17 protein-coding genes are annotated in these 22,238 nt (G+C 41.1%); all 17 read left to right on the forward strand.

The features are described from left to right. Positions 1–64 precede the first annotated feature (64 nt). The 17 genes from FR7_RS04840 to FR7_RS04920 all read left to right on the forward strand — a co-directional run bounded on the left by FR7_RS04840 (position 65) and on the right by FR7_RS04920 (position 22,236). The gene (locus FR7_RS04840; protein ID WP_007952392.1) at positions 65–1,252 is read left to right on the forward strand and encodes a methyl-accepting chemotaxis protein; all 1,188 of its coding nucleotides are present in this window, start codon (positions 65–67) and stop codon (positions 1,250–1,252) included. Between the two features lie 107 nt (positions 1,253–1,359). Further along, complete coding sequence (locus FR7_RS04845; RefSeq protein ID WP_007952393.1) at positions 1,360–1,716, forward strand: MGMT family protein; 357 nt, start codon at positions 1,360–1,362, stop codon at positions 1,714–1,716. Positions 1,717–1,813: 97 nt separating this feature from the next. Beyond that, positions 1,814–2,803 (forward strand): phosphate acetyltransferase, encoded by a 990-nt coding sequence (gene pta, locus FR7_RS04850; protein WP_007952394.1) that lies wholly within the window; start codon positions 1,814–1,816, stop codon positions 2,801–2,803. A gap of 324 nt (positions 2,804–3,127) precedes the next feature. Further along, entirely contained in the window at positions 3,128–3,268 is a 141-nt protein-coding gene (gene scfA, locus FR7_RS04855) for a six-cysteine ranthipeptide SCIFF (protein WP_017531201.1), read from the forward strand. A 157-nt stretch (positions 3,269–3,425) separates the two neighbouring features. Further along, positions 3,426–4,781: a thioether cross-link-forming SCIFF peptide maturase gene (gene scfB, locus FR7_RS04860; RefSeq protein ID WP_007930383.1), complete on the forward strand. Its 1,356-nt coding sequence runs from the start codon at positions 3,426–3,428 to the stop codon at positions 4,779–4,781. A gap of 16 nt (positions 4,782–4,797) precedes the next feature. Further along, positions 4,798–7,056, forward strand: coding sequence for a carbamoyltransferase HypF (gene hypF / locus FR7_RS04865; RefSeq protein WP_007952397.1), 2,259 nt, complete (start codon positions 4,798–4,800; stop codon positions 7,054–7,056). Between the two features lie 4 nt (positions 7,057–7,060). Continuing rightward, positions 7,061–7,291, forward strand: coding sequence for a HypC/HybG/HupF family hydrogenase formation chaperone (locus tag FR7_RS04870; protein WP_007930390.1), 231 nt, complete (start codon positions 7,061–7,063; stop codon positions 7,289–7,291). Beyond that, the gene (gene hypD, locus FR7_RS04875; RefSeq protein ID WP_007952399.1) at positions 7,272–8,372 is read left to right on the forward strand and encodes a hydrogenase formation protein HypD; all 1,101 of its coding nucleotides are present in this window, start codon (positions 7,272–7,274) and stop codon (positions 8,370–8,372) included. The genes FR7_RS04870 and hypD overlap by 20 nt, the downstream gene beginning before the upstream one ends. Beyond that, positions 8,369–9,379, forward strand: coding sequence for a hydrogenase expression/formation protein HypE (gene hypE / locus FR7_RS04880; RefSeq protein WP_007952401.1), 1,011 nt, complete (start codon positions 8,369–8,371; stop codon positions 9,377–9,379). The genes hypD and hypE overlap by 4 nt, the downstream gene beginning before the upstream one ends. Positions 9,380–9,393: 14 nt before the next feature. Then, the gene (gene rpoN, locus FR7_RS04885) at positions 9,394–10,791 is read left to right on the forward strand and encodes an RNA polymerase factor sigma-54 (protein WP_007930393.1); all 1,398 of its coding nucleotides are present in this window, start codon (positions 9,394–9,396) and stop codon (positions 10,789–10,791) included. 365 nt (positions 10,792–11,156) lie between these two features. Further along, complete coding sequence (locus FR7_RS04890) at positions 11,157–11,816, forward strand: MgtC/SapB family protein (RefSeq protein ID WP_007952403.1); 660 nt, start codon at positions 11,157–11,159, stop codon at positions 11,814–11,816. A gap of 27 nt (positions 11,817–11,843) precedes the next feature. Continuing rightward, positions 11,844–13,064, forward strand: a complete 1,221-nt coding sequence (locus tag FR7_RS04895; protein WP_007952405.1) for an L-serine ammonia-lyase, iron-sulfur-dependent, subunit alpha — start codon at positions 11,844–11,846, stop codon at positions 13,062–13,064. Between the two features lie 732 nt (positions 13,065–13,796). Beyond that, entirely contained in the window at positions 13,797–14,324 is a 528-nt protein-coding gene (locus FR7_RS04900; RefSeq protein ID WP_007930396.1) for a transcription termination/antitermination NusG family protein, read from the forward strand. 260 nt (positions 14,325–14,584) lie between these two features. Further along, positions 14,585–17,737, forward strand: a complete 3,153-nt coding sequence (locus FR7_RS04905) for an efflux RND transporter permease subunit (RefSeq protein ID WP_007952407.1) — start codon at positions 14,585–14,587, stop codon at positions 17,735–17,737. Between the two features lie 90 nt (positions 17,738–17,827). Continuing rightward, positions 17,828–18,784 carry an acyltransferase domain-containing protein gene (locus FR7_RS04910; RefSeq protein ID WP_007930400.1) on the forward strand — a complete coding sequence of 319 codons (957 nt, stop codon included), beginning with the start codon at positions 17,828–17,830 and terminating at the stop codon, positions 18,782–18,784. 22 nt (positions 18,785–18,806) lie between these two features. Further along, a complete protein-coding gene (gene fabD, locus FR7_RS04915; protein ID WP_007952409.1) occupies positions 18,807–21,173 on the forward strand; it encodes an ACP S-malonyltransferase in 2,367 nt (788 codons plus the stop codon). A gap of 67 nt (positions 21,174–21,240) precedes the next feature. Then, a complete protein-coding gene (locus tag FR7_RS04920) occupies positions 21,241–22,236 on the forward strand; it encodes a phosphoadenosine phosphosulfate reductase domain-containing protein (protein WP_007930405.1) in 996 nt (331 codons plus the stop codon). The last annotated feature ends 2 nt before the right edge of the window (positions 22,237–22,238 follow it).

Here is a 22,238-nt window from a genome sequence, read left to right on the forward strand (position 1 = left end):
AAACCTGTTCCACATAGTTCAGGTTTGTCATCTTTGAATTTTACGATGAAATGAGGAGAAAAAAATGCAGGAAAAGATTTTTTTTATTGGGACGGCGCGGGGGAAATTTAGTGCCCAAGAAGTACATGATGCGGTGGTTCGGGTGCTAGGTGAGAACGCGGTGGGGCATGTTTGCCTGACGACAGAATTACCGAGCAATTTGGATCATGTGGATTTAGTCGTTTGTGTGGCCACGATGAAGGAAAAAGTTGCTGAAAGAGTGCCACGGGAAAAAATTGTCGGCATTGATTTAGTGCCTACCACGGCTTTCTTTTCGCGGGTTGCACGGATACCGGCAGGGGAAACGGCGTATTTGTTCAGCGATTCGATTAACTATGCGAATTGGTTGATTATGCGCTGTAAGGAGAATTATATTGAGCACGTCAATATGGAAATTATCCAAACTGCGGCTTTGAGTGAGCAGGAAGTTGAAGAAAAATTAAAGGGTGCCAAATACATCATTGGAGTAGAAAATACCGTTGGTCAAAATGGTGTGATGCGGCGCAAATACGGGGCATATATTCGCAAAGATGCTGTGATTATTGGTGCACTTCGCACAGCTAGTCTTGAATCAGCCTGTGAGTTGATGCAATGGGCTGTATCGAAGGATCATCGCCAAATGCTGGAGAATTTCACTGATAAAATGCAGCAGTTATACGGAAATTTAAGTGAGATTACCAATATTTCCAATCATTTAAAAAAAGTATTCCGTCAAGAGTCGGAGCATTTTAGTCAGATTAATGAGGACATGAGCAATGAAAAAGAAAGATTGACGACGTTGAAAGACCTTGCACAAAATTTATTGGAAGCAACCCAAAATATCGGTGATGTGACGGGGGCAATTAAACATATTTCGGCACAGACTAATCTACTGGCGCTCAATGCGACAATCGAGGCGGCGAGGGTTGGTGAGCAAGGGCGTGGTTTTGCTGTAGTAGCGCGCGAAATCGGAAAATTAGCAGGTGAGAGCAAAACGTCAACAGAGAAAATCCATTCTTCCATTCAGGAAGTCATAGGATTTGTAAATAAAATTGCACCAACGTTAGAAGAATTGGCACAAGTCATTGATTATAATCAAAATGTATTTATGCAGGCGTCGAATAAATCAAAAGAAGAAGAAATGTCGATTGGAAAAATCCATTCCGCACTGGAAGCAATTAAAGATATGGGTGGTGAGCTCAATCAAGACATGAAGGCAATGGCGTATAAATAAGGCTTAATGTGTAGAAAAATCAACCTATTATGATCGATTGGAAATGTTTATTCTATAAGATGATGGCAAACAGGTTATTTGAAGATATAATGGAGTTATTATAGAATATGAAGGTGATTTTTATGGGGTTTAACAGCAAAGTTTATGAGATTGTCAGCCGTATCCCGGAAGGAAAGGTGGTTTCCTATGGCCAAGTTGCTTCAATGGCCGGAAGTTATCGGGCATCTCGCGCGGTAGGCTATGCCATGCACCGCAATCCTTATCATGGGGTATTACCTTGTCATAGAGTCGTTTTTCAAAATGGCAGTCTTACAGATGGGTTTGCCTTTGGCGGCAAAGATGTGCAGCGTCAGCTGCTTGAAGCAGAGGGCATTGCATTTACTAAAGATGGATGTGTAGATATGAAAAAACACCGATGGGATGGAAAATGTAGTATAAAGCATTCTAGTGTCGAAAAAGTATGATATAATAAAAAAAGGTTGTAACTCTATTTGCGTCAAGTTGTTTTTTTTGATGCTTTCGAATCAAAGTGATAATTGAGAAACGAGGAGAGGGTTAGTGATGAGTTTTATTGATAAGATGAAGCAAAAAGCAAAGCTCAGTAAAAAGAAAATCGTTTTACCGGAAGGGACTGACCTGCGGGTTTTGACTGCCGCCAGCGTTGCAGCAGCAGAGGGACTTGCCGAAATTATTTTGGTAGGAAGTAAAGAAGAGATCTTGAAAGCCGCTGGGAATATTGATTTATCTCAGGTTACCATTATTGATGTGGAAGCGGCAGAAAAACGCGAAGAATATGCCCAAGGTTTTTATGAATTAAGAAAGTCCAAAGGACTTACAATAGAAGAGGCAAGGGAGACAATGAAAGATCCTGTTTATTTTGGCAACATGATGATTAAACATAATGATGCAGACGGATTGGTTTCTGGAGCCATTCATTCTACGGCAGACACGCTAAGACCTGCCCTGCAAATTATTAAGACTGCACCGGGTACCAGCTTGGTTTCATCCTTTTTTATTATGGTAATACCTGATTGTGAATATGGAGAGGATGGAGTATTCTTATTCTCGGATTGCGGTTTAAATGAAAATCCGAATGCAGAGCAGCTTTCTGAGATTGCAATTTCATCTGCTAATACTATGCAGAATCTGCTTGGCATTACCCCCAGTGTCGCTATGCTTTCCTATTCAACCTATGGCAGTGCCAATAGTGTCCTCACCCAAAAGGTGGTACAAGCGACTGCCTTGGCAAAACAAAAGGCACCTGCTCTGCTTATTGATGGAGAAATGCAGGTAGATGCAGCATTGGTTGCTAGTACGGCTAAGTTAAAAGCACCAAATAGTACGGTAGCAGGCAAGGCCAATGTGCTGATATTCCCGGATCTCAATGCAGGAAATATTGGTTATAAACTTGTGGAGCGGCTTGCAAAAGCCCAAGCTTATGGACCTGTTACCCAGGGACTTGCCAAACCGATTAATGACTTATCAAGAGGCTGCAAGGCAGAAGACATTGTTGGAGTCATTGCCATGACAGCCGTCCAAGCACAGGCATAATAGTAAGTCGAGATTGCTTCGTGCCTCGCAAAGGTCTTGAAATAAATAACCTTTTTAAGGGGTGGACTCGTAGGGAAAAACATTTTGAAACACGAAGACGCGAAGAGCAGGAAGGTCGCGAAGTAAAAAAATATCCTCCTTTCGTGACCTTAGCCCCCTTCGCATCTTCGCGTTTCAAAAGGCTTTATTTTAAAAGAAAGTGTCAGCGTTTTTAAGGAATTCTGATATCGATAAGGCAATTTTTAATAGCTATTGCTTAGTATTGCAAAAACGTATAAAATAGGTAAAGCAAGAAATAAAATTATGGGCAAGGAGGGATTTATCATGGCAAAGCATATTATTACTGTTAATAAAGCTTCTTTACAGGAAACTGTACATACTGGTGGCTGTGGAGAGTGCCAGACTTCCTGCCAATCGGCCTGCAAGACATCATGCACCGTTGGCAATCAGGTCTGCCAAAAGTAGACCGTCAAGACAGCCCTCTGTCCTAATGGCAGAGGGCTTGATTTCAAGTAAGAGCGGCGAAGGCTTTTGCCTGCGTCTTAGGACTTGGCGTAAGCCAAGTCTCTTCTTAAGTAATGAATCAACCACAAATAATTTGGCTTAAAGGTGAATAACAAAAATGAGTATACATAAGTTTTATTTAAATGGTCTATATATTATATTAGATATTAACAGTGGAGCTGTCCACGTTGTAGATAAATTGGTTTATGATATGATGGATGTTTTTGATGGCAGTAATGATGAAGCGGTATTGGCAGAATTCTCTACTCATTACGCGGTTGAAGAAATAAAGGAAGTATTAGCAGAACTGCATCAATTAATGGATGAGGATAAATTGTTTTCCAAGATGGTAGAAGTACCGCTGCATTTTAGTCAGAAGGCCTTAGTAAAGTCTGTGTGTTTACATGTAGCTCATGACTGTAATTTACGCTGTAACTATTGCTTTGCTGGGACAGGAGACTTTGGGCATACCCGTGGTTTGATGAGTAAGGAAGTAGCCGAAAGAGCGGTAGAGTTCATTATTGAAAACAGTGGACCACGCATTAACAGCGAGATTGACTTTTTCGGCGGTGAACCTCTTATGAATATGAGTACAGTGCGTCATGCGGTATCCTATATTCGTCGTCGTGAAAATGAGACTGGTAAAAAGTTTAAACTGACCTTGACGACCAATGGTGTACTTTTAAATGAAGAGATCAACCAGTATTTAAATGATAATAATATTAGCCTGGTACTTAGTTTAGATGGACGGCGCGAAGTGCACGACAACATGCGTCCCTTTGTAAATGGTGCCGGCAGTTATGATATGATTTTGAAGAATGTAACTAAAACCATTGAGTCTCGCAACGGTCAGAATTATTATCTGCGAGGTACTTTTACGGCTCATAATTTAGATTTTGCTGCGGATGTACTAGATATCGCTGATAAAGGATTCACCCAATTATCCGTGGAGCCTGTTGTAGCCCAGGACTGTGATTATGCTCTTACGAAAGAGCATCTTCCTCAATTGTTCGCTCAATATGATCTATTGGCACAAGCGTATCTGGAGCGTAAACGTAAGGGACAGGGTTTTGAGTTTTTTCATTTTAATTTAGACCTTGATAATGGTCCTTGTGTCGCAAAGCGTTTAAGCGGCTGTGGCGCTGGGCATGAGTATTTTGCTGTAACGCCTGAAGGTGATTTATACCCTTGTCATCAGTTTGTCGGACGGGAAGAATTTCTGCTGGGTAATGTGTTTGAGGGTGTAAAAAATACTACATTGCCAGACCAGTTTCGTCAGAGTCATGTTTTAAATAAAAGCGAATGTCGTGACTGTTGGGCGCGTTTTTATTGCAGCGGCGGCTGTCATGCAAATGCAGACTTATTTAACAAGGATATTAATATTCCCTATGAAATTGGCTGTGAACTGCAAAAAAAACGATTGGAATGTGCCTTAATGATTCAGGCAATATTAAGATTGGAAAGCGGAAAATAGTAGAGGGGACAATACTATGCAGCGTCTTGCCATACACATACGAGGTATTGTACAAGGGGTGGGATTCCGCCCCTTTGTTTATAATCTAGCACAGCGTTATCACATAACGGGTTGGGTGCTGAATAATTCCCAGGGGGTTGAAATTGAGGCAGAAGGGGATTCTCCGGCAGTTTCCTGCTTTCTAGAGGAACTGAACATTTCTGCGCCTCCTCTTGCAGTAGTGGAGGAAGTGATTGTCAATCCAGTCAGTCTGCTTGGAGATACGGAATTTATAATCCGGTACAGCAGGGAAGAGACGCAAAAGACAGCATGGGTTTCTCCCGATGTCGCTACTTGTTCTGATTGCTTAAGGGAAATGACAGACCCTGAGAACAGGCGGTATCGTTATGGGTTTACCAATTGTACAAACTGTGGTCCACGTTATAGCATTATTAAAGATGTTCCTTATGATCGTGCTGCTACCACGATGAATACGTTTCCGATGTGCCCTAGCTGCCAGGCTGAATATGATAATCCCCGTGACAGGCGGTTTCATGCCCAGCCTAATGCTTGCCCGGAATGCGGCCCTGCTTTTCGTCTTCTTACGAGGGAGGGAACACCGATTGCTTGTGATGTCTATAGGGAAACCAGACGGCTGATTGCAGCAGGACATATTGTGGCAATAAAAGGGATTGGCGGCTATCACTTAGCTTGTGATGCCCGTCAGGAACAAGCCGTCAGTCAATTGCGCACTCGTAAGATCAGAGCAGATAAGCCCTTTGCCCTTATGTGTGGCAGTTTAGAAAGAATCAGACAGTTATGTGACGTGTCAAAGGAAGAAGAAAATTTATTGACAAGTGCCGCGCGCCCTATTGTATTATTAGCAAAAAAGGCGGGGGCTGATTTAGCGCAGAGTATTGCGCCAGGCACAGATTTTCTGGGAGTGATGCTGCCTTATGCTCCGATCCATTGGCTGCTGCTGGCAGACCAGGACACATGGGTAATGACCAGCGGTAATATAAGTGATGAGCCGATTGTATATAAAGATCAAGAAGCCCTTCGATTATTAGGAAGGATCGCAGATTATTTTTTGGTGCATAATCGGGAAATTTTTCAGCAAAGTGATGATTCTGTGGTGCGAATAGTGGGGAGCAAGCGACAAATACTGCGGCGCAGTCGAGGATTGGCTCCTAAACCAATAAAAATTTCCCAGGAAATACCGTCTATTTTGGCGGTTGGTGGCGAAGCTAAAAATACTTTTTGCCTGGCTCGCGGATCCTTTGCTTTTCTGAGCAGTCACATGGGGGATTTAGAGAATATGGCAACTTATGAGGCATATCTTACTGCTATTGAACATTATAAACAACTATTTTCTATCGAACCTGCTTTAGTTGCTTATGATTGGCATCCTGAATATTTAGCCTCAAAATATGCCTTGTCTCTGCCTATTTCCCATCTAGGGGTTCAGCATCATCATGCTCATATTGCGTCAGTACTGGCAGAGCATGATATTCGCGAAAAGGTGATTGGTGTCGCTTTTGACGGTACTGGCTATGGATGCGATGGAACCTTGTGGGGAGGAGAATTCTTAGTAGCTGACAGCACAGATTTCCTTCGCCTTGGTCATTGCAAATATTTACCTTTGCCTGGCGGTGCAAAAGCCATTAAAGAACCATGGCGCATAGCGGCCTGGGTGTTATATAATCTATATGGAAAAGAGTTTGCTGCTTTTGATATCAAACTGTGTCATGATTTGTCTCCAGGCTGGGAGTTGATGGTACAGGCCGCTGCAAAAGGAATTAATGCTCCGCTGACTTCGAGTGCAGGCCGCTTATTTGATATTGCTGCAGGAATATTAGGCATTTGTCATACCATTCATTACGAAGGGCAAGGAGCCATTGCGTTAGAAAGAGCTGGGCATAAGCAATATGGAGATGTACTGCCCTATGAAATTTCTCAGGGAAGTCCCTATATTTTAGATTTTATGCTTACCTTTGCTGCCCTGACAGAAGCGCTTCGCAAAGGAAGTTCAGTTGATTTTTTAGCAGCTTGTTTTCATGCAACCATAGCAGACGCGGTTGTCACTATGGTTAAGAAGATAAAAGATGATACAGGTATACGAAAGGTCGCACTCAGTGGCGGTGTGTGGCAAAATACGACTATTTTAAAAAAAGTATTCGGAATCTTGCAACAAGAGGGCATGAGTGTGTATACGAATGAGCTTGTTCCGCCTAATGACGGGGGTCTTGCTTTCGGGCAGGCAGCTGTGGCTGGAGCATGTATGAAAAAGAGGTGATCCTATGTGTTTAGCTGTACCAGGAAAAATTCTAGCGAGGCAGGATATGTTGGCTACGATTGAAGTAGGGGGTGTGACGCGAAATGTGAGTGTTATGCTTTTGCCTGAGGCTCAGGTAGGAGATTTTGTATTAATGCATGCAGGATTTGCGGTTCAGGTTATTGACGAGGAAGAAGCAAAGAAAACCTTGGCCCTATTCAAGGAGTTGGAACAATATGCTGAGCATGACAAATGAAGAAGTAAAAAAAGCTGCTGCTTTTTTTACCAGGGAAATTGAAAAATTAGCAAGCGGGCGATCTCTTCGTTTAATGGAAGTATGCGGTACTCATACCGTGTCGATTTTTAAGTCTGGTATTCGTCAGCTGCTGCCGGAAAATGTAGAACTGGTTAGCGGTCCGGGATGCCCTGTATGTGTGACGCCAAATGAATATTTAGACACTGCGATTGCTTATAGCAGAAAATCTGATGTTATGATTACGACTTTTGGGGATATGCTAAAAGTACCTGGTTCTTCTTCTACATTAGCGAAAGAAAAAGCCCAAGGATCTGATATCCGTATTGTGTATTCTTCTTTGGAGGCGTTGGAATTTGCTGCAAAGAATCCGGATAAAAAGGTGATTTTCTTGGCAGTTGGCTTTGAAACAACGGCTCCCACTGCAGCGGCAGCAATTTTGATGGCGGATGAGACACATCTTACTAATTTTTATGTTTTGTCAGCTCATAAATTAGTGCCGCCTGCTCTTAGGGCTCTGCTGGCATCTGGTAAAAGTCATGTCGATGGCTTCTTGCTACCCGGTCATGTCAGTGCTATCATTGGGCTGCAGCCATATGATTTTTTAAGCAAGGAATATCATATTCCAGGGGTTGTAGCGGGTTTTGAACCCTTAGATATTCTGCAAGCGGTGTACATGCTTCTGCTGCAAATTCACGATCAGACAGCAAGGCTGGAGAATCAGTACAGCCGCATTGTACCCAAAGAAGGCAATCCTTCGGCCTGTAGGATTTTGTCCCAGGTATATCAGCAATCGGATGCTGTGTGGCGGGGCCTTGGCAAAATTCCTAATTCAGGGATGTCCATTCGAGAAAAATATCAGGCATTTGATGCTCTTTTGAACATACCTATAATAGTAGAGGAGACAAAAGAAGCCAGTCAGTGTCAGTGCGGAAAAGTACTGCGCGGACTGCTCCAGCCGTCGAACTGTCTTTTGTTTGGAAAAGCTTGTAGACCTGAACATCCCATTGGATCATGTATGGTGTCTGTAGAAGGTACTTGTGCAGCATGGTATAAGTACGGAGCAGGGAGGTGGCAGGTGTGAGTAATGAATGTGTTCAGTTAGCCCATGGCAGCGGCGGGAAGTTAAGTCATGATTTAATAAAGGATGTAATGTGGCCTGCTTTTGCCAATGAGATCTTAGGAGAAATGAATGATGGGGCGCAGCTTCATATCAGCGGATGCCGATTGGCTTTTTCTACAGACTCTTATGTAGTAAAACCTTTGTTTTTTCCTGGCGGAGATATTGGCAAGCTGGCAGTATGCGGCACAGTAAATGACGTAGCGATGAATGGTGCTCTTCCTTTGTATTTAAGCGCGGGTTTTGTACTGGAAGAAGGTTTTCCTATCGCTGATCTGCAGCGTATTGTTGCCTCCATGCAGCAAGCTGCCAAGGAGGCTGGCGTGCATATTGTAACCGGAGATACGAAGGTCGTGGAAAAAGGAGCGGTGGATGGTATTTATATCAATACTGCTGGAATTGGCAAGATCATGGATGGTATTCATATCTCAGGTAAAAATGCTTTGCCTGGGCAGAATATTATTTTGAGCGGCTATCTAGGTGAGCATTCTTTGGCAGTAATGGGAGAACGACATGGATTACAGTTTCCTCAAAGTGTACGCAGTGACTGTGCACCACTCAATGGCCTGGTAGAGGCGATGCTGACGGCAGTACCTAAGGTCGCTGTGCTGCGAGATCCAACTCGAGGCGGTCTTGCAACAACTCTAAATGAGATTGCTCTGCAATCGGGGGTCGGTATTATGCTGGAGGAAACTCATATTCCTATATCATCAGCTGTACAGGCTGCATGCGATATTTTAGGTTTTGATCCGCTGTATTTGGCGAATGAAGGAAAAATGGTTGTTTTTGTGGAGCCGGAGTCGACCAATCAAGTATTGGATATTATGCAGCAGCATGTTTACGGGAGTGAGGCGCGAGTGATCGGAACCGTTGTGAAGGAACCGCGTGGACAGGTTGGCTTACGTACCAGGATTGGCGGCGTTCGATTACTGGATATGCTGGTAGGTGATCAATTGCCGCGCATATGTTGAATAAGCTATAGGAGGTGATTCCTATCAACCTAGGTTATGGTCTTAAATTAGAATTGAACCAAAAGTTAATGATGACACCTGAACTACGGCAGGCAATCGCCATTTTGCAGCTTTCTGCTTTGGAATTGTCAGATATGATCGAACAAGAAATTATAGAGAATCCTGTATTAGAGATAGCAGAAAAAGAGGTTGATGATCCTGAAGCAGATCCTGTAAATGAAAATCCAAAAGAACAGCTGGATGATTACTTGAACTGGGATGATTACTTTAATCAAGGAATTGATAAGAAGTCCGAGTATATGGTAGTTGATGATGAAAAAACTACTGTAGAAAAGTTCGTCAAAAACAATGTTTCTTTGCATGAGCATTTGGAATTCCAATTGCATTTGGCGGTACGGGATGAGGCTGCCAAACGAATAGGGCATTATCTGATTGGCTGCATTGATGAAAATGGTTATTTATGCGGTACATTGTCAGAAGCTGCGGATACCTTAGGCACTAACGAAGATCGGGTTTTGGAAGTTCTTAACCTGATCCAGACCTTTGATCCTATGGGTGTAGGAGCTCGGGACTTACAAGAATGCTTATTGCTGCAGTGTCAGCAAAAAGGCACTTATACTACACTGGTGGAAGATATTATTTGTCATTATCTGCCTGAGGTGGCAGCGGGTAAGTATAAAGCAATTGCAGAAAAACTAAACTGCAGTCCTCAGGAAATACAACAAGCGGTAGATGTAATTCGTACCTTTGATCCCAAACCAGGCCGCGCATTTGGGAATGACCAGTGCAGTTATATCGTAGCGGATATGACTGTGGAAAGAGTAAATGGCAAGTATGTGATTACTGTAAATGACACGAGTGTTCCTAAATTGACGATTAATCCTTATTATCGCCGTGTGGCGGTTGATGCTGACAGTGAGTCCAAGAAGTTTATTGAAGGCCGTTTAAACTCTGCCGTTTGGCTGATTAAGAGTATTGAACAGCGCCGTCGCACTTTATATAATGTGATGGAAGCGATTATTGAGCTGCAGCAGGACTTTTTTGATAAAGGCGCAAAATTCTTACGCCCTTTGGTCATGAAAAAAGTAGCTGAAAAGATAGAAGTCCATGAATCTACCGTGAGTCGTGCAATTGCTAATAAATATGTAGATACGCCTCATGGGCTCGTCAGCTTGCGCAGCTTTTTTTCGACAGCTGTGCAAAGCAGTGATGGCAGCCAGGATGTATCTGCAACGAAAGTGAAGCAAAAAATTAAAGAATTAATTAATACCGAAGATTCTTCGGATCCTTTTAGTGATCAAGCATTATCAGAGATTCTCTGTCAACATGGAATGAAAATTTCCAGGCGGACTGTAGCTAAATACCGGGAGGAACAGAATATCCCCTCATCGGCAAAACGTAAGCGGTATTGAAGTAATAAGAGGCGTAACTTGTAGTTACGTCTCTTATTATGACGAAAAAGATATGAACCACAAAGGCACAATGCCGCTGACGCGGCACACAAAGGAGTAGGCAAAAATATAAATAAAAACCACTTTGTGTCCTTTGCGCCTTTGTGGTTCAATTCGTCCTGATTGCTTTTATTACCCCTGTCTATCTTTTCTTTGTGCTCTCTGCGGTTTGTTTTCTTATATTTATGCAGCAGAATACGCACTTGTCAGATTATTAAATTGGCAATGATTGTGTGCAGTGAGAAAAGAATGTATACTATACGTTAGATATTGTGATTTATATGGGGTTATTTTGCACCTTTGATGCACACAAGGGGGGTTAGGATATGGTATTGGAGTGGGAGATGGCGATTCGACTATTACTGGCCAGTTTTCTGGGCGGTTTTATTGGCTATGAACGGGAATCACATCATAAAGCGGCAGGACTCAGGACGCATATTTTGGTGTCCATTGGTTCTTGTTTAATCATGATCTTATCAATTAAAATCTATGCATCAGTACAGGGATATACAAATGCCGATCCTACCCGGCTGGCAGCCCAGGTAGTCAGTGGCATTGGTTTTCTAGGTGCAGGCAGTATTATGAAAGAAGGTTCTACAGTTAGAGGATTAACAACGGCAGCCAGCTTGTGGGTGGTATCCGGTGTGGGCTTGGCTGTAGGCAGCGGATATTATATGGGAGCTTTCATGACGACTGCTTTTGTATTTCTGACATTAAGCATTTTATCCCGTATTGAAAAAAAAGATCATTATTCCCTTGTGGAATTGGCGATTACAACCATTGACACACCCGGGCAAATCGGGAAAATTGCTTCTATACTGGGTGTATATGGCATCCAAATTCGAAATGTAGATGTTCGGGAGCAAAAAGAATTGCTTAAAATAGTCTTTACGGTATATATTCCTAAGAAAGCAGAACGGAATCAGGTGACAGTTGGTCTTTTAAATATCTCTGGGATTACCAATGTAGCATTTGATGCACAATGATACAGTTGTGAATGGGGGTAATGGGTTGTGAATTACAATTTGTTGCTGAATATACTAAAAGCTGAAGTATTGCCAACGGTGGGGAGCCTGGAGGCTGGGGCAATTGCATTGGCTGCTGCTCATGCCAGTGAGACATTAGGCGGAAGATTTGACAGCATTTCCATCATCGTGAATGCAAAGGTGAATACAGATGGTGCTGCTGCAGTTATTCCCGGTACAAAGGAAACAAGTTTGGAGATTGCAGCAGTGCTAGGAGCCATAAAAAGACAACCTGAAAAGCAGCTGTCTATATTAGCGAGTATAACGACTGAAGAACTGGATCAAGGAAAAGAATTTTTAAAACAAAAAGACGTTACCATTTCCATTGATGATAGCAGGAAAGGTTTATGGATTGAGGCATATCTTAGATTCGGCCAGGAAGAGTGTCATGTTATTATCAAAGATACACATACGAATGTAGTCAGTATTACAAAAAATGGACAATTTATTTTTAAACAAGATGGGAGTGGGGAGACGGCAAAGGAACGTGCTGTTTTTCAAGGAGATGAAATACGCATTGCAGATATGATTTCCATTGTTGAGAAGATGCCTTGGTATGAGATGGAGTTTCTGCTGGATGGTGTAGAAATGAATTGTTTTGCCGCAGAAATTGGTATTGCCAGAAAAATGGGCCTGGGTATTGGAGCATTCTTTCACTCCTTAATAGCAGAGGGTGTGTTATCAGATGATATTGTCAATTATGCAAAGATGTTGACAGCCGCTGCTGCTGATGCCCGTATGTCTGGTGAAAACATTAAGATTATGAGCTGCGCAGGCAGTGGCCGCTATGGAATAACGGCGATTCTTCCCGTGTATGCTGTAGGTAAAAAAATACGTGTTTCCAAAGAACGATTAGCCAGGGCTATTGCCATTAGCCTTGGGATTACCATTTATATAAAAGTTCGTACCGATCATCTGCCAGCTTTATGTGGCCGCCCGGTGGCAGCTGTATCAGGTGCCAGTGCTGCCATTACATGGTTGATGAATGGTGATAGCACAATGGTTGCAAATTCCATGAAAAATGTGTTTGGCAATTTGGCAGGGATGATTGGTGATGACGGTAAAGCGGAATGGGGGATAAATTTGTCTATAGCAGCAGCGGTTGCCGTAGAGAGCTCTTTAATGGCTCAGCATCATATTGCTGTACCAATTCACGGCGGAATGACTGATGATACCATTGAACAGACGATCAAAAATTGTGGTAAGTAGTCATAGGGCTGTAGTAAGCATACATGCCTCTTCTATACAAAATGTATGAATGAACATACAATTTGGCATAGTAAGAGGCATTTTTATATAAATTGAGTAATATGTAGAAATAAATAAAAATGAACCATTAAAAGTAAAAAAAATCCAACTAAAGATAGAACATATTTTTACGAATAGATGAAACTTAACAAAAAATGACAAAAAAACCCATGGTAAAATATTCAATAAATGTTATAATTAGAATATAACGACAATTTTTCCGGGATTTTCGATTGCGGAGGCGCTAATCGAGAAAAAGGGAAAAAATTATATTTTTTAGTATTATAAGGGGCGATTTTATGCTCGTGGAATGTTTATGTCTATTTGGAAGCAGTGACCTGCTTATCTGCCTGTAGTAGAGAGGTAAGACTTAGGTACAGGAAATTCATCTATTACTATAGCAATAAAATAGAAAGGGAGTTAAGAGAAAATATATAGTCTTGGACTAGAGATAAAGAGAAGTCCATTTATTCCTCGATATAAATCATTATTGAGGTATGAATGGATATCTTTTTTGTCTCAAAGTGCTTTTAGGTGTCAGATTGGTAATAAAGAATAAAAAAGCTGATTCATCTTTTTTATTTCCTTCATGGGATGATTCTTCTAGCTGTATGATTTTAAGCTAAGCACAATATTCAAACAATGTGTGTTGTATAAAACGTTTCAAGAAGAAGAAGCTTTAGGAGGGGAACTATGGACTGGTATGTGCTGCGCACTTTATGTGGAAAAGAAGAAGTAGTTTTATCAATCTTAAAAAAAATGGAAGTATTTTCAGATTTTGAAGTTTTTTGCCCTAAAAGGAGAATCGGATGGCGAAAAAGTGGACAGGTCGTCAGTATCATCAGACCTTTATTTGAGGGCTACCTATTTGTATCGGTAAATAAAAAAGATATTGGTAAATTTGATCGCTTATTGCGTGTCTACAAAATTAATGTAGTCAAACTAGTGAGAAGTGCAGGGTCCTTAGTCCCCATATCCTATCAAGAACGAACGCTGCTTCAGGGGCTGATGGATTATGGAAGAATCGTTGAAGTAAGCAAAATAGAAAGAACAGAAGAAAAAATAAAGGTGATCGATGGGCCATTGCTGGGATTTGAGCATATGATTAAAAAATTTTCCAGCAGAAATCGGCGTATTACTGTAGAAGTACCAATATTGGAGGAAAAAAAGATCATAGAGTTGGAAGGTATTTTGATAAATGCTAAAAAAGAGAATGTGTAAGAGGAAGATAAAAGACGATAAAAAATATTCAGCAAATCACATCTAGGATTTACTGAATATTTTTTATCTTGTGACATTTTATCTGCTTATCTTATTTAGTTTTCAGTTTTAAAGATTCGTATCAGACAGGAAGGTCTTCTTTATGTTAAGCATACTGCAGAAGAGCGAAACTTAAAGAAACACCGGCAGGCACCTCGCTGAAGTGACTATGATACAGCTGGATGAATGTAAAACTCCAGCTGCAAACTAGGAGGTTGGATGTGCGTACTTTTTTTATCGATCGTCCGAATTTTGCTATTGTTTTATCACTGTTTATTGTGATTGTTGGCTTAATTGCAGCATTTCACTTGCCTATTTCCCAATATCCCCAGATTGTGCCTCCAAGAGTGAATGTCAATACGAGCTATTCTGGTGCAAATTCGGAAGTAGTGGAACAGTCAATCGCTCAACTGCTTGAACAGCAGATTAACGGAGTTCAAGATATGGTAGAAATGCAATCTACCAGCCAGGATAACGGGTATTATTCGCTGAATGTCAAATTTGAATTAGGTAAAAATGAAGACATGTCATTAGTGCAAATCCAAAATGCAGTAGCCCAGACCAATGCAAATATGCCTCAAGAAGCGCAGCAGAATGGAATCATTGCCCGTAAAGTAACACCGGATACGGTTTTATATTTTGTACTGTGGTCTCCAAATGGAACTTATGATCGTGTACTTATGAAAAACTATGCTACGATCAATATAAATGATGAGATCAGGCGCATAAAAGGTGTGGGGAATGTCAACGAATATGGAGCTGATTTTGGAATGCGGATTTGGCTGCAGCCAGATAAGATGGCTCAGCTAGCAATCACAACAAGTGATATATATGATGCCATTCAGAAACAGAATGTGCAAGCGCCAGCAGGGATCATCGGTCAGGCACCTTATGCCCCAGGGCAGGAATATCAGTATACTGGTCGAGTAAAAGGAAGATTAACAGAAGAACGGGAATTTGAGAACATCATCCTTCGAGCCAAATCCGACGGTTCGCTGGTACGACTTAGTGATGTCAGTAAGGTTCAATTAGGCGGCAGGCATTATGCTTATTCCAGTGACTTTAACGGGAAAGATGCTGTGCTGTTTGGTATACAGCTAACTCCAGATGCCAATGCTTTTGAGACAGTTGCTCAGGTAAAAAAAGTAATCAAGCGTGCACAGGCGGAATTTCCTTCTGATCTACAATGCAATATTGGTGTTGATAATACTAGTTATGTGGATGAATCCTTAAGAGAAGTAATTAAAACTTTTGTGGGATCGATTTTATTAGTACTTTTCATTGTATTTATATTCTTAGGCAGCTGGAGGGCCACTCTCATTCCGATGCTGGCAATTCCCGTTTCGCTAATTGGGACGTTTGGTGCATTTTTACTGTTGGGCTTTTCGATTAATACGCTAACTTTATTTGCTATGGTATTGGCTGTAGGATTAGTTGTGGACGATGCGATTGTCGTGGTTGAGGCAGTTGAACGCCATATACGTTATAGCAAATTGTCTCCCAGAGAGGCGACAAAACAGGCAATGGGCGAGGTGACCAGACCGGTTATAGCGATTGCTTTTGTACTGGCGGCTGTGTTTATTCCCGTAGCCTTTATGGGAGGGACAGTAGGAGTATTATACAAACAGTTTGCTTTAACGATTGTAGTATCAATGCTGCTGTCGGCCTTTGTGGCACTTACTACGACGCCGGCACTTTGTGCAATGCTCTTAAGGCCGTATAACCCCAAGGATTATACTGGGGCATTAGGAAAAATATTAGAAGGTTTTAATACGTGGTTTGAACGAATGCTTGAGAAATATGAGGTTGGTGTTGGATGGGCTATTCAAAAAATACGTCTCTGTCTGATGCTGTTATTAGTTTTGATCATTATGATCGGTATGCTGATTCATGTTCTGCCATCTTCTTTTGTGCCTGGTGAAGATCAGGGAAATTACATTGCGGCTATAAGTTTGCCGGAAGGGGCAACTATGAGTCGTACAAGGGAGGCAGCCAATAAAGTATGTGAAATCTTTGCAGATATACCTGGTGTTGAATCTACTACCGTATTTACTGGGTATGATGTATTGGCGGATGCTGGAAAACCGAATGCTGCAGCAATCTTTGTCCTGCTCAAACCTTGGTCTGAGCGGCAAGAACCAGAACTGCAGATTGAAAATCAGATACGCACTGCGTTCATGAAAACAAGTCAGATTTCAGAAGCAATGATATTGGTTTTCGAACCGCCTACACTTCCAGGGGTTGGTACCTATGGCGGATTTACATATATGCTTCAGGATAAGACCGGTGGCAGCATTGAGAATCTAGATGATATTTCTCGAAAGTTCATAGGTGCGGCCAGGCAAAGGCCGGAAATTGGACTGGTGTATTCCACTTTTCGAACGGATACTCCCGGCTACCGTTTTGAAGTGGACCGTGAGAAGACGATGAAACTGGGAATACAGGTAAAAGACGTATTTAATGCTTTGCAAACCTTTCTAAGCGGTTTGGAGGTTAATGATTTTAATCAGTTTGGGCGTACTTATAAGGTGATTATGCAGGCAGAAGCCCAATATCGAAGTAGCGTAGATGCTACACGGTTCTTATTCCTGCGCAGTGCTGCAGGAGAAATGATACCTCTTAACACGCTGTTAAAAACAGTGCCGATTAATGCGCCAACTGTTATTAAACGATTTAACGGCTTTAGAGCAGTACAGATTGGAGGAAATCCTGCGCCTGGCTATAGTTCTGGACAAGCTATGGCGGCATTGGAAGAAGTGGCAGCTCAAATCCTGCCGCCGGGTTTTAGTTATGAATGGGCCGAGCAAAGCCGGGATGAAAAAATTGCAGGTGAGCGTGCTCCCATCATATTTACTTTTGCACTGTTATTTGTATTTCTTTGTTTGATAGCACTTTATGAAAGCTGGATTGTACCTTTTGCAGTTCTCTTATCAGTCCCTACAGCCATTTTTGGATCGTTCCTGTTCCAATATGTAAGAAATCTTGAAAACAATATTTATATGCAGATTGGGCTGATAATGCTCATTGGGCTAACTGCCAAAAATGCGATTCTAATTGTAGAATTTGCTAAAGTTAGAGTGGATCATGGCATGGACCCTGTTCATGCGGCAATTGAAGCGGCAAAGCTTCGCTTACGTCCCATAGTAATGACTTCAATGGCTTTTATACTTGGATGCATCCCTCTGGCAGTGGCTACTGGTGCCGGCGCCGGTGCCCGTATTTCTATGGGAACTTCGGTAATAGGAGGGATGCTTATGGCTACAATTATGGGGATTTTTATTATTCCGGTGTTATATGTGGCTGTTGAACGGATTGCCAAGAGATTGACAGGCAAGAAGCAAAAAAAGCAAGATCCGTCTATTCCTATAGGCTAATGCAATTGTAGAAATACGTATCAGAATTTTGCTGCAGAGGTTGAACGAAAGAGATAAGAAAAAACATATCGTTGGAAAGGAGAAAAATGCTTGAAAAAATCCAAAATATTTATGTTTTCAGGTCAAGGATCACAGTATTATCGTATGGGCAGGGAGCTGTATGCCACGAATATAACGTTTCACCATTGGATGTCTAGAATGAATCACATAATACAGCAAAATGCTGGAATTAACATTCTAGAAGAAATATACAACCCAGCAATACATAGATCTACCGTATTTGATAAGCTGTCCTACACGCATCCGGCTATTTTTATGGTGGAATATTCCTTAGCACGAGTATGCATAGAAAATGGGATTGAACCGGATTATGTGTTAGGAGCAAGCTTAGGAGAATTTGTTTCAGCAGCGATTACTGGCATTTTATCATTGGAAGCAGCGTTAGAATGTCTATTGATTCAGTCTGCGTTAATCCAGAGTGATTGTCGGCCAGGCAGTATGACAGCGATTGTTCATCATCCTGAATTATATAAGCAAACTTCTGTTATCCATGACCATTTTGAGCTTGCTGCGATCAATTATTCTTCCCATTTTATTATATCCGGCAATTATCGTGATGAATTGATGACTGTAGAAGCATATTTAAAGAGGGAGGGAATTATTTTTCAGACACTTCCTGTAAGGTATGGCTTTCATTCTGCCAATATTGAACCGATAGAGAGGGAATATAAGAAAAAATTAAGTAATTTAACATTCAATCATCCTCAGGTACCTTTCATATCATGTGTATCGGCTGGCAGCGTTGACGATATTGATTCGGAGCATTTTTGGAATGTACTTCGGCAGCCGATTGATTTTCAAAAAACGATACAAAGGCTGGAAGCAGGTAATCAGTTTATGTATATTGATTTAGGTCCATCTGGAACATTGGCTAATTTTGTGAAAAGAAACCTAACTCCTGACTCGGAGTCAAAAGTGCATACTATTTTAACTCCTTTTGGACAGGATGTCAGGAAACTGCAAAAAGTAATAGAATCATTAAATTAAATGATGAAAGGGGTTATTGTGCATGATTACATATGTTTTTCCTGGTCAGGGTTCCCAGAGTAAAGGGATGGGGGGATCACTTTTTGATGAATTTAAGGAATTGACGTTAAAAGCAGATGAGGTTCTGGGGTATTCAATTAAGCAGCTTTGTCTGGAAGATGCAGAGTCCAATTTAGGTGAAACACAATATACTCAGCCTGCTTTGTATGTAGTGAATGCATTAGGTTATCTTAAAAAAGTTAAAGATACAGGAAAAGAACCCGATTATGTTGCTGGCCATAGCCTGGGGGAATATAATGCCTTATTTGCTGCAGGAGCATTTGATTTTACGACGGGATTAAAACTTGTACAAAAGAGGGGACAACTTATGAGCCGCGCTGTTGGAGGCGGCATGGGAGCAGTAATTGGTCTAAATGAAGAACAAATATCCGATGCTTTAAAGAAAAATAATATGCTGACGATCGATATTGCAAATTATAATTCGCCTACGCAGATTGTAATTTCTGGATTAAGAAAAGATATTGAAGATGCACAGCCTGTTTTCGAAGGAATGAAGGATGTGCAAATGTTTCTTTTACTGAAAACAAGCGGCGCATTTCATTCTCGCTATATGCAGGAAGCCAGAAAGGAATTTGAAATATTCTTGCAGAATTTTACATTCTCTGATCTGCGCATCCCTGTAATTTCAAATGTTTATGCCAGACCCTGTAAACAATTCGCTGTAAAGCAAAACTTAATTGAACAGATCACTCAACCCGTTAAATGGACTGAAAGCATTCGATACCTGATGGGACTTGGAGAAATGGAATTCGTAGAAATTGGATCTGGTAATGTCTTAACAGGATTGATTAGACGAATTAAAAGAGAAGCACAGCCATTAAAACTTACAGATATTGAAAGCAAGAATGATTTGAAAAAAGATGATCTTTCTATACCGCCAGAGAGAGCATCTTTTTTAATTGATACAGAAACAGCTGAGGTACATAATCAGAAAAGTAATAATGAAAAAGCAAAAGAAAATAATAGAAAATTTGAAGGAATATCCTCATCATCTTTGGGAAGTGCTGCGTTTAAGAAAGACTATAATATTCAATATGCCTATATAACTGGTGCAATGTACCGGGGAATTGCTTCAAAAGAAATGGTAGTAAAAATGGGGAAGGCAAAAATGATGGGGTTTCTTGGAACTGGCGGTCTAAACGTATCACAAATTGAAGCAGCCATTCAATATATTCAAAAGGAGCTTTCCGAAGGACAGGCCTATGGGATGAATTTGCTCCATAATCCAATTGATCCTAAGAAAGAAGAAGAAATAGTAGATCTTTATTTGTTGCATGGTGTGAAAACTTTGGAAGCAGCGGCTTTTATCAGTATTACTCCAGCCTTGGTTAAATACCGGGCCAAAGGAATGACGCGAAATCCTCAGGGCGAAGCTATTGCATTCAACAGGATCATTGCTAAAGTATCACGGCCGGAAGTGGCAGAAACATTCTTTAGCCCTGCTCCGGAGCGGATTGTTGCGAAGCTGCTGGCAGAAAAGAAAATTACAGAGGAAGAAGCAGATCTATTAAAGGCGGTTCCTATGGCTGATGATATTTGTGCCGAAGCCGATTCGGCAGGGCATACAGATGGAGGAGTAGCTTCTGCGCTAATACCGGCAATGATTACGCTGCGAGATCAGATGATGAGAAAATATCAATACCAGAAAAAAGTACGAGTTGGCGCAGCCGGAGGCATTGGGACTCCTGAGGCTGCAGCTGCGGCCTTTATTATGGGGGCAGATTTTATCGTGACGGGTTCCATTAATCAGTGTACAGTAGAGGCATCTACAAGCAGCAATGTAAAAGATCTGCTGCAGCAGATGAATGTTCAGGATACGGATTATGCGCCTGCAGGAGATATGTTTGAAATGGGTGCCAAAATTCAGGTATTAAAAAAGGGACTATTCTTTCCGATACGGGCGAATAAATTGTATGAATTGTATCGGAGGTATAATTCATTGGACGAGATTGATGAAAAAACTAAGGTACAGATACAGGAAAAATATTTTAAAAAAAGTTTTAGCGATGTATATCAAGATATTAAATCCTTTTATCCTGCTGAAGAAATCGAAAAAGCAGAACGAAATCCTAAGCACAAAATGGCCCTCATTTTTCGGTGGTATTTTGGTTATAGTACTCGATTGGCTTTAGGAGGAAGTGAGGAAAATAAAGTTGACTATCAAATACATTGCGGACCTGCTCTCGGGGCATTCAATCAATGGGTTAAAGGAACAAATTTAGAAGATTGGAAGCAGAGGAACGTAGATGTGATTGCAGTAAAATTAATGAATGAGACTGTAGAATTATTAAATCAGCGCTATAAAAACTTCTTGGAGAATTGCAATTAATAGATGGAACCCTAATGCCATCTTAACGAAGGAAGAGAGAGCAGAAGAATAAGAGGAGGTTCTTTTTATGATACGCTGTGACAAATGTATAATGCCGGAAACAAATCCCCATGTTGTTTTAGATGAAAAAGGGGTATGCAATATCTGCAATCAGCAGAAAGACAGGAAGGATGAGGATACCAGCAGCAGCCAAGACAAAAATTTTGAAGTGTTAAAAGCTAAAATAGAAAAATCCAGATCCAAAAATACTGGGAAATATGATTGTGCAGTGGGGCTTTCCGGCGGTAAGGATAGTACGATGACCTTATATCTGGCTAAAAAAGAATTAGGATTGAATCCATTGGCAATTTTTATTGATAACGGGTTTGCTCTTGAAGAAATGTACTATAATATACAGACTGTTACCAGTAAATTAGGAGTAGATCTCATTGTTTATAAGCCAGGTGAAATTAAAGATTTCTTAATCTACCTTTTGAAATCGAAGAAGCCCATATATTATTGCAGGCCCTGTCATGAATTGCTTGATGTGTATGTCAGGGATATAGCATCCAAACACGGGATAAACTTAATCCTGGGGGGATACACTAAAGGACAGGAGTATGTTAAGAATACGGAGTTATACTGGTTATTTGATATATCTGATAAAAGTATTCATGATGAACTTAGCAAAGAACCTGATTTTAAAGATATCTTATCTATTTTAGATGACCATGCGCTATATCTATATGAGACGTTTGAATCTATGGTTCAAATAAACCCTTTTCAATATATGAAATATGATGATGAAAGCATAATTAAATTTCTTACCCGGGAATTTAACGTCAGATTTCCTAAGAAGAGTTGGCCGGCAGATTCAACAAATTGCTTTTTTAACTACGTGTCTCAGCATTTAGCAGTAAAAAACTTTGGTTATTCACAGCATGAGACTGAACTAAGCACTCTCATCCGCAAAGGTGAATTGAGCAGAGAGAGGGCACTTCATATTATTAATGCACCAATTCCCATGGAATATGTTGAGGATGCCCTTAGCAGACTTGGCTTAAAATATGAGGACGTAATATAAGG

The sequence above is a fragment of the Pelosinus fermentans DSM 17108 genome (genome assembly GCF_000271485.2).
Taxonomy (GTDB): Bacteria; Bacillota; Negativicutes; order DSM-13327; family DSM-13327; genus Pelosinus; species Pelosinus fermentans.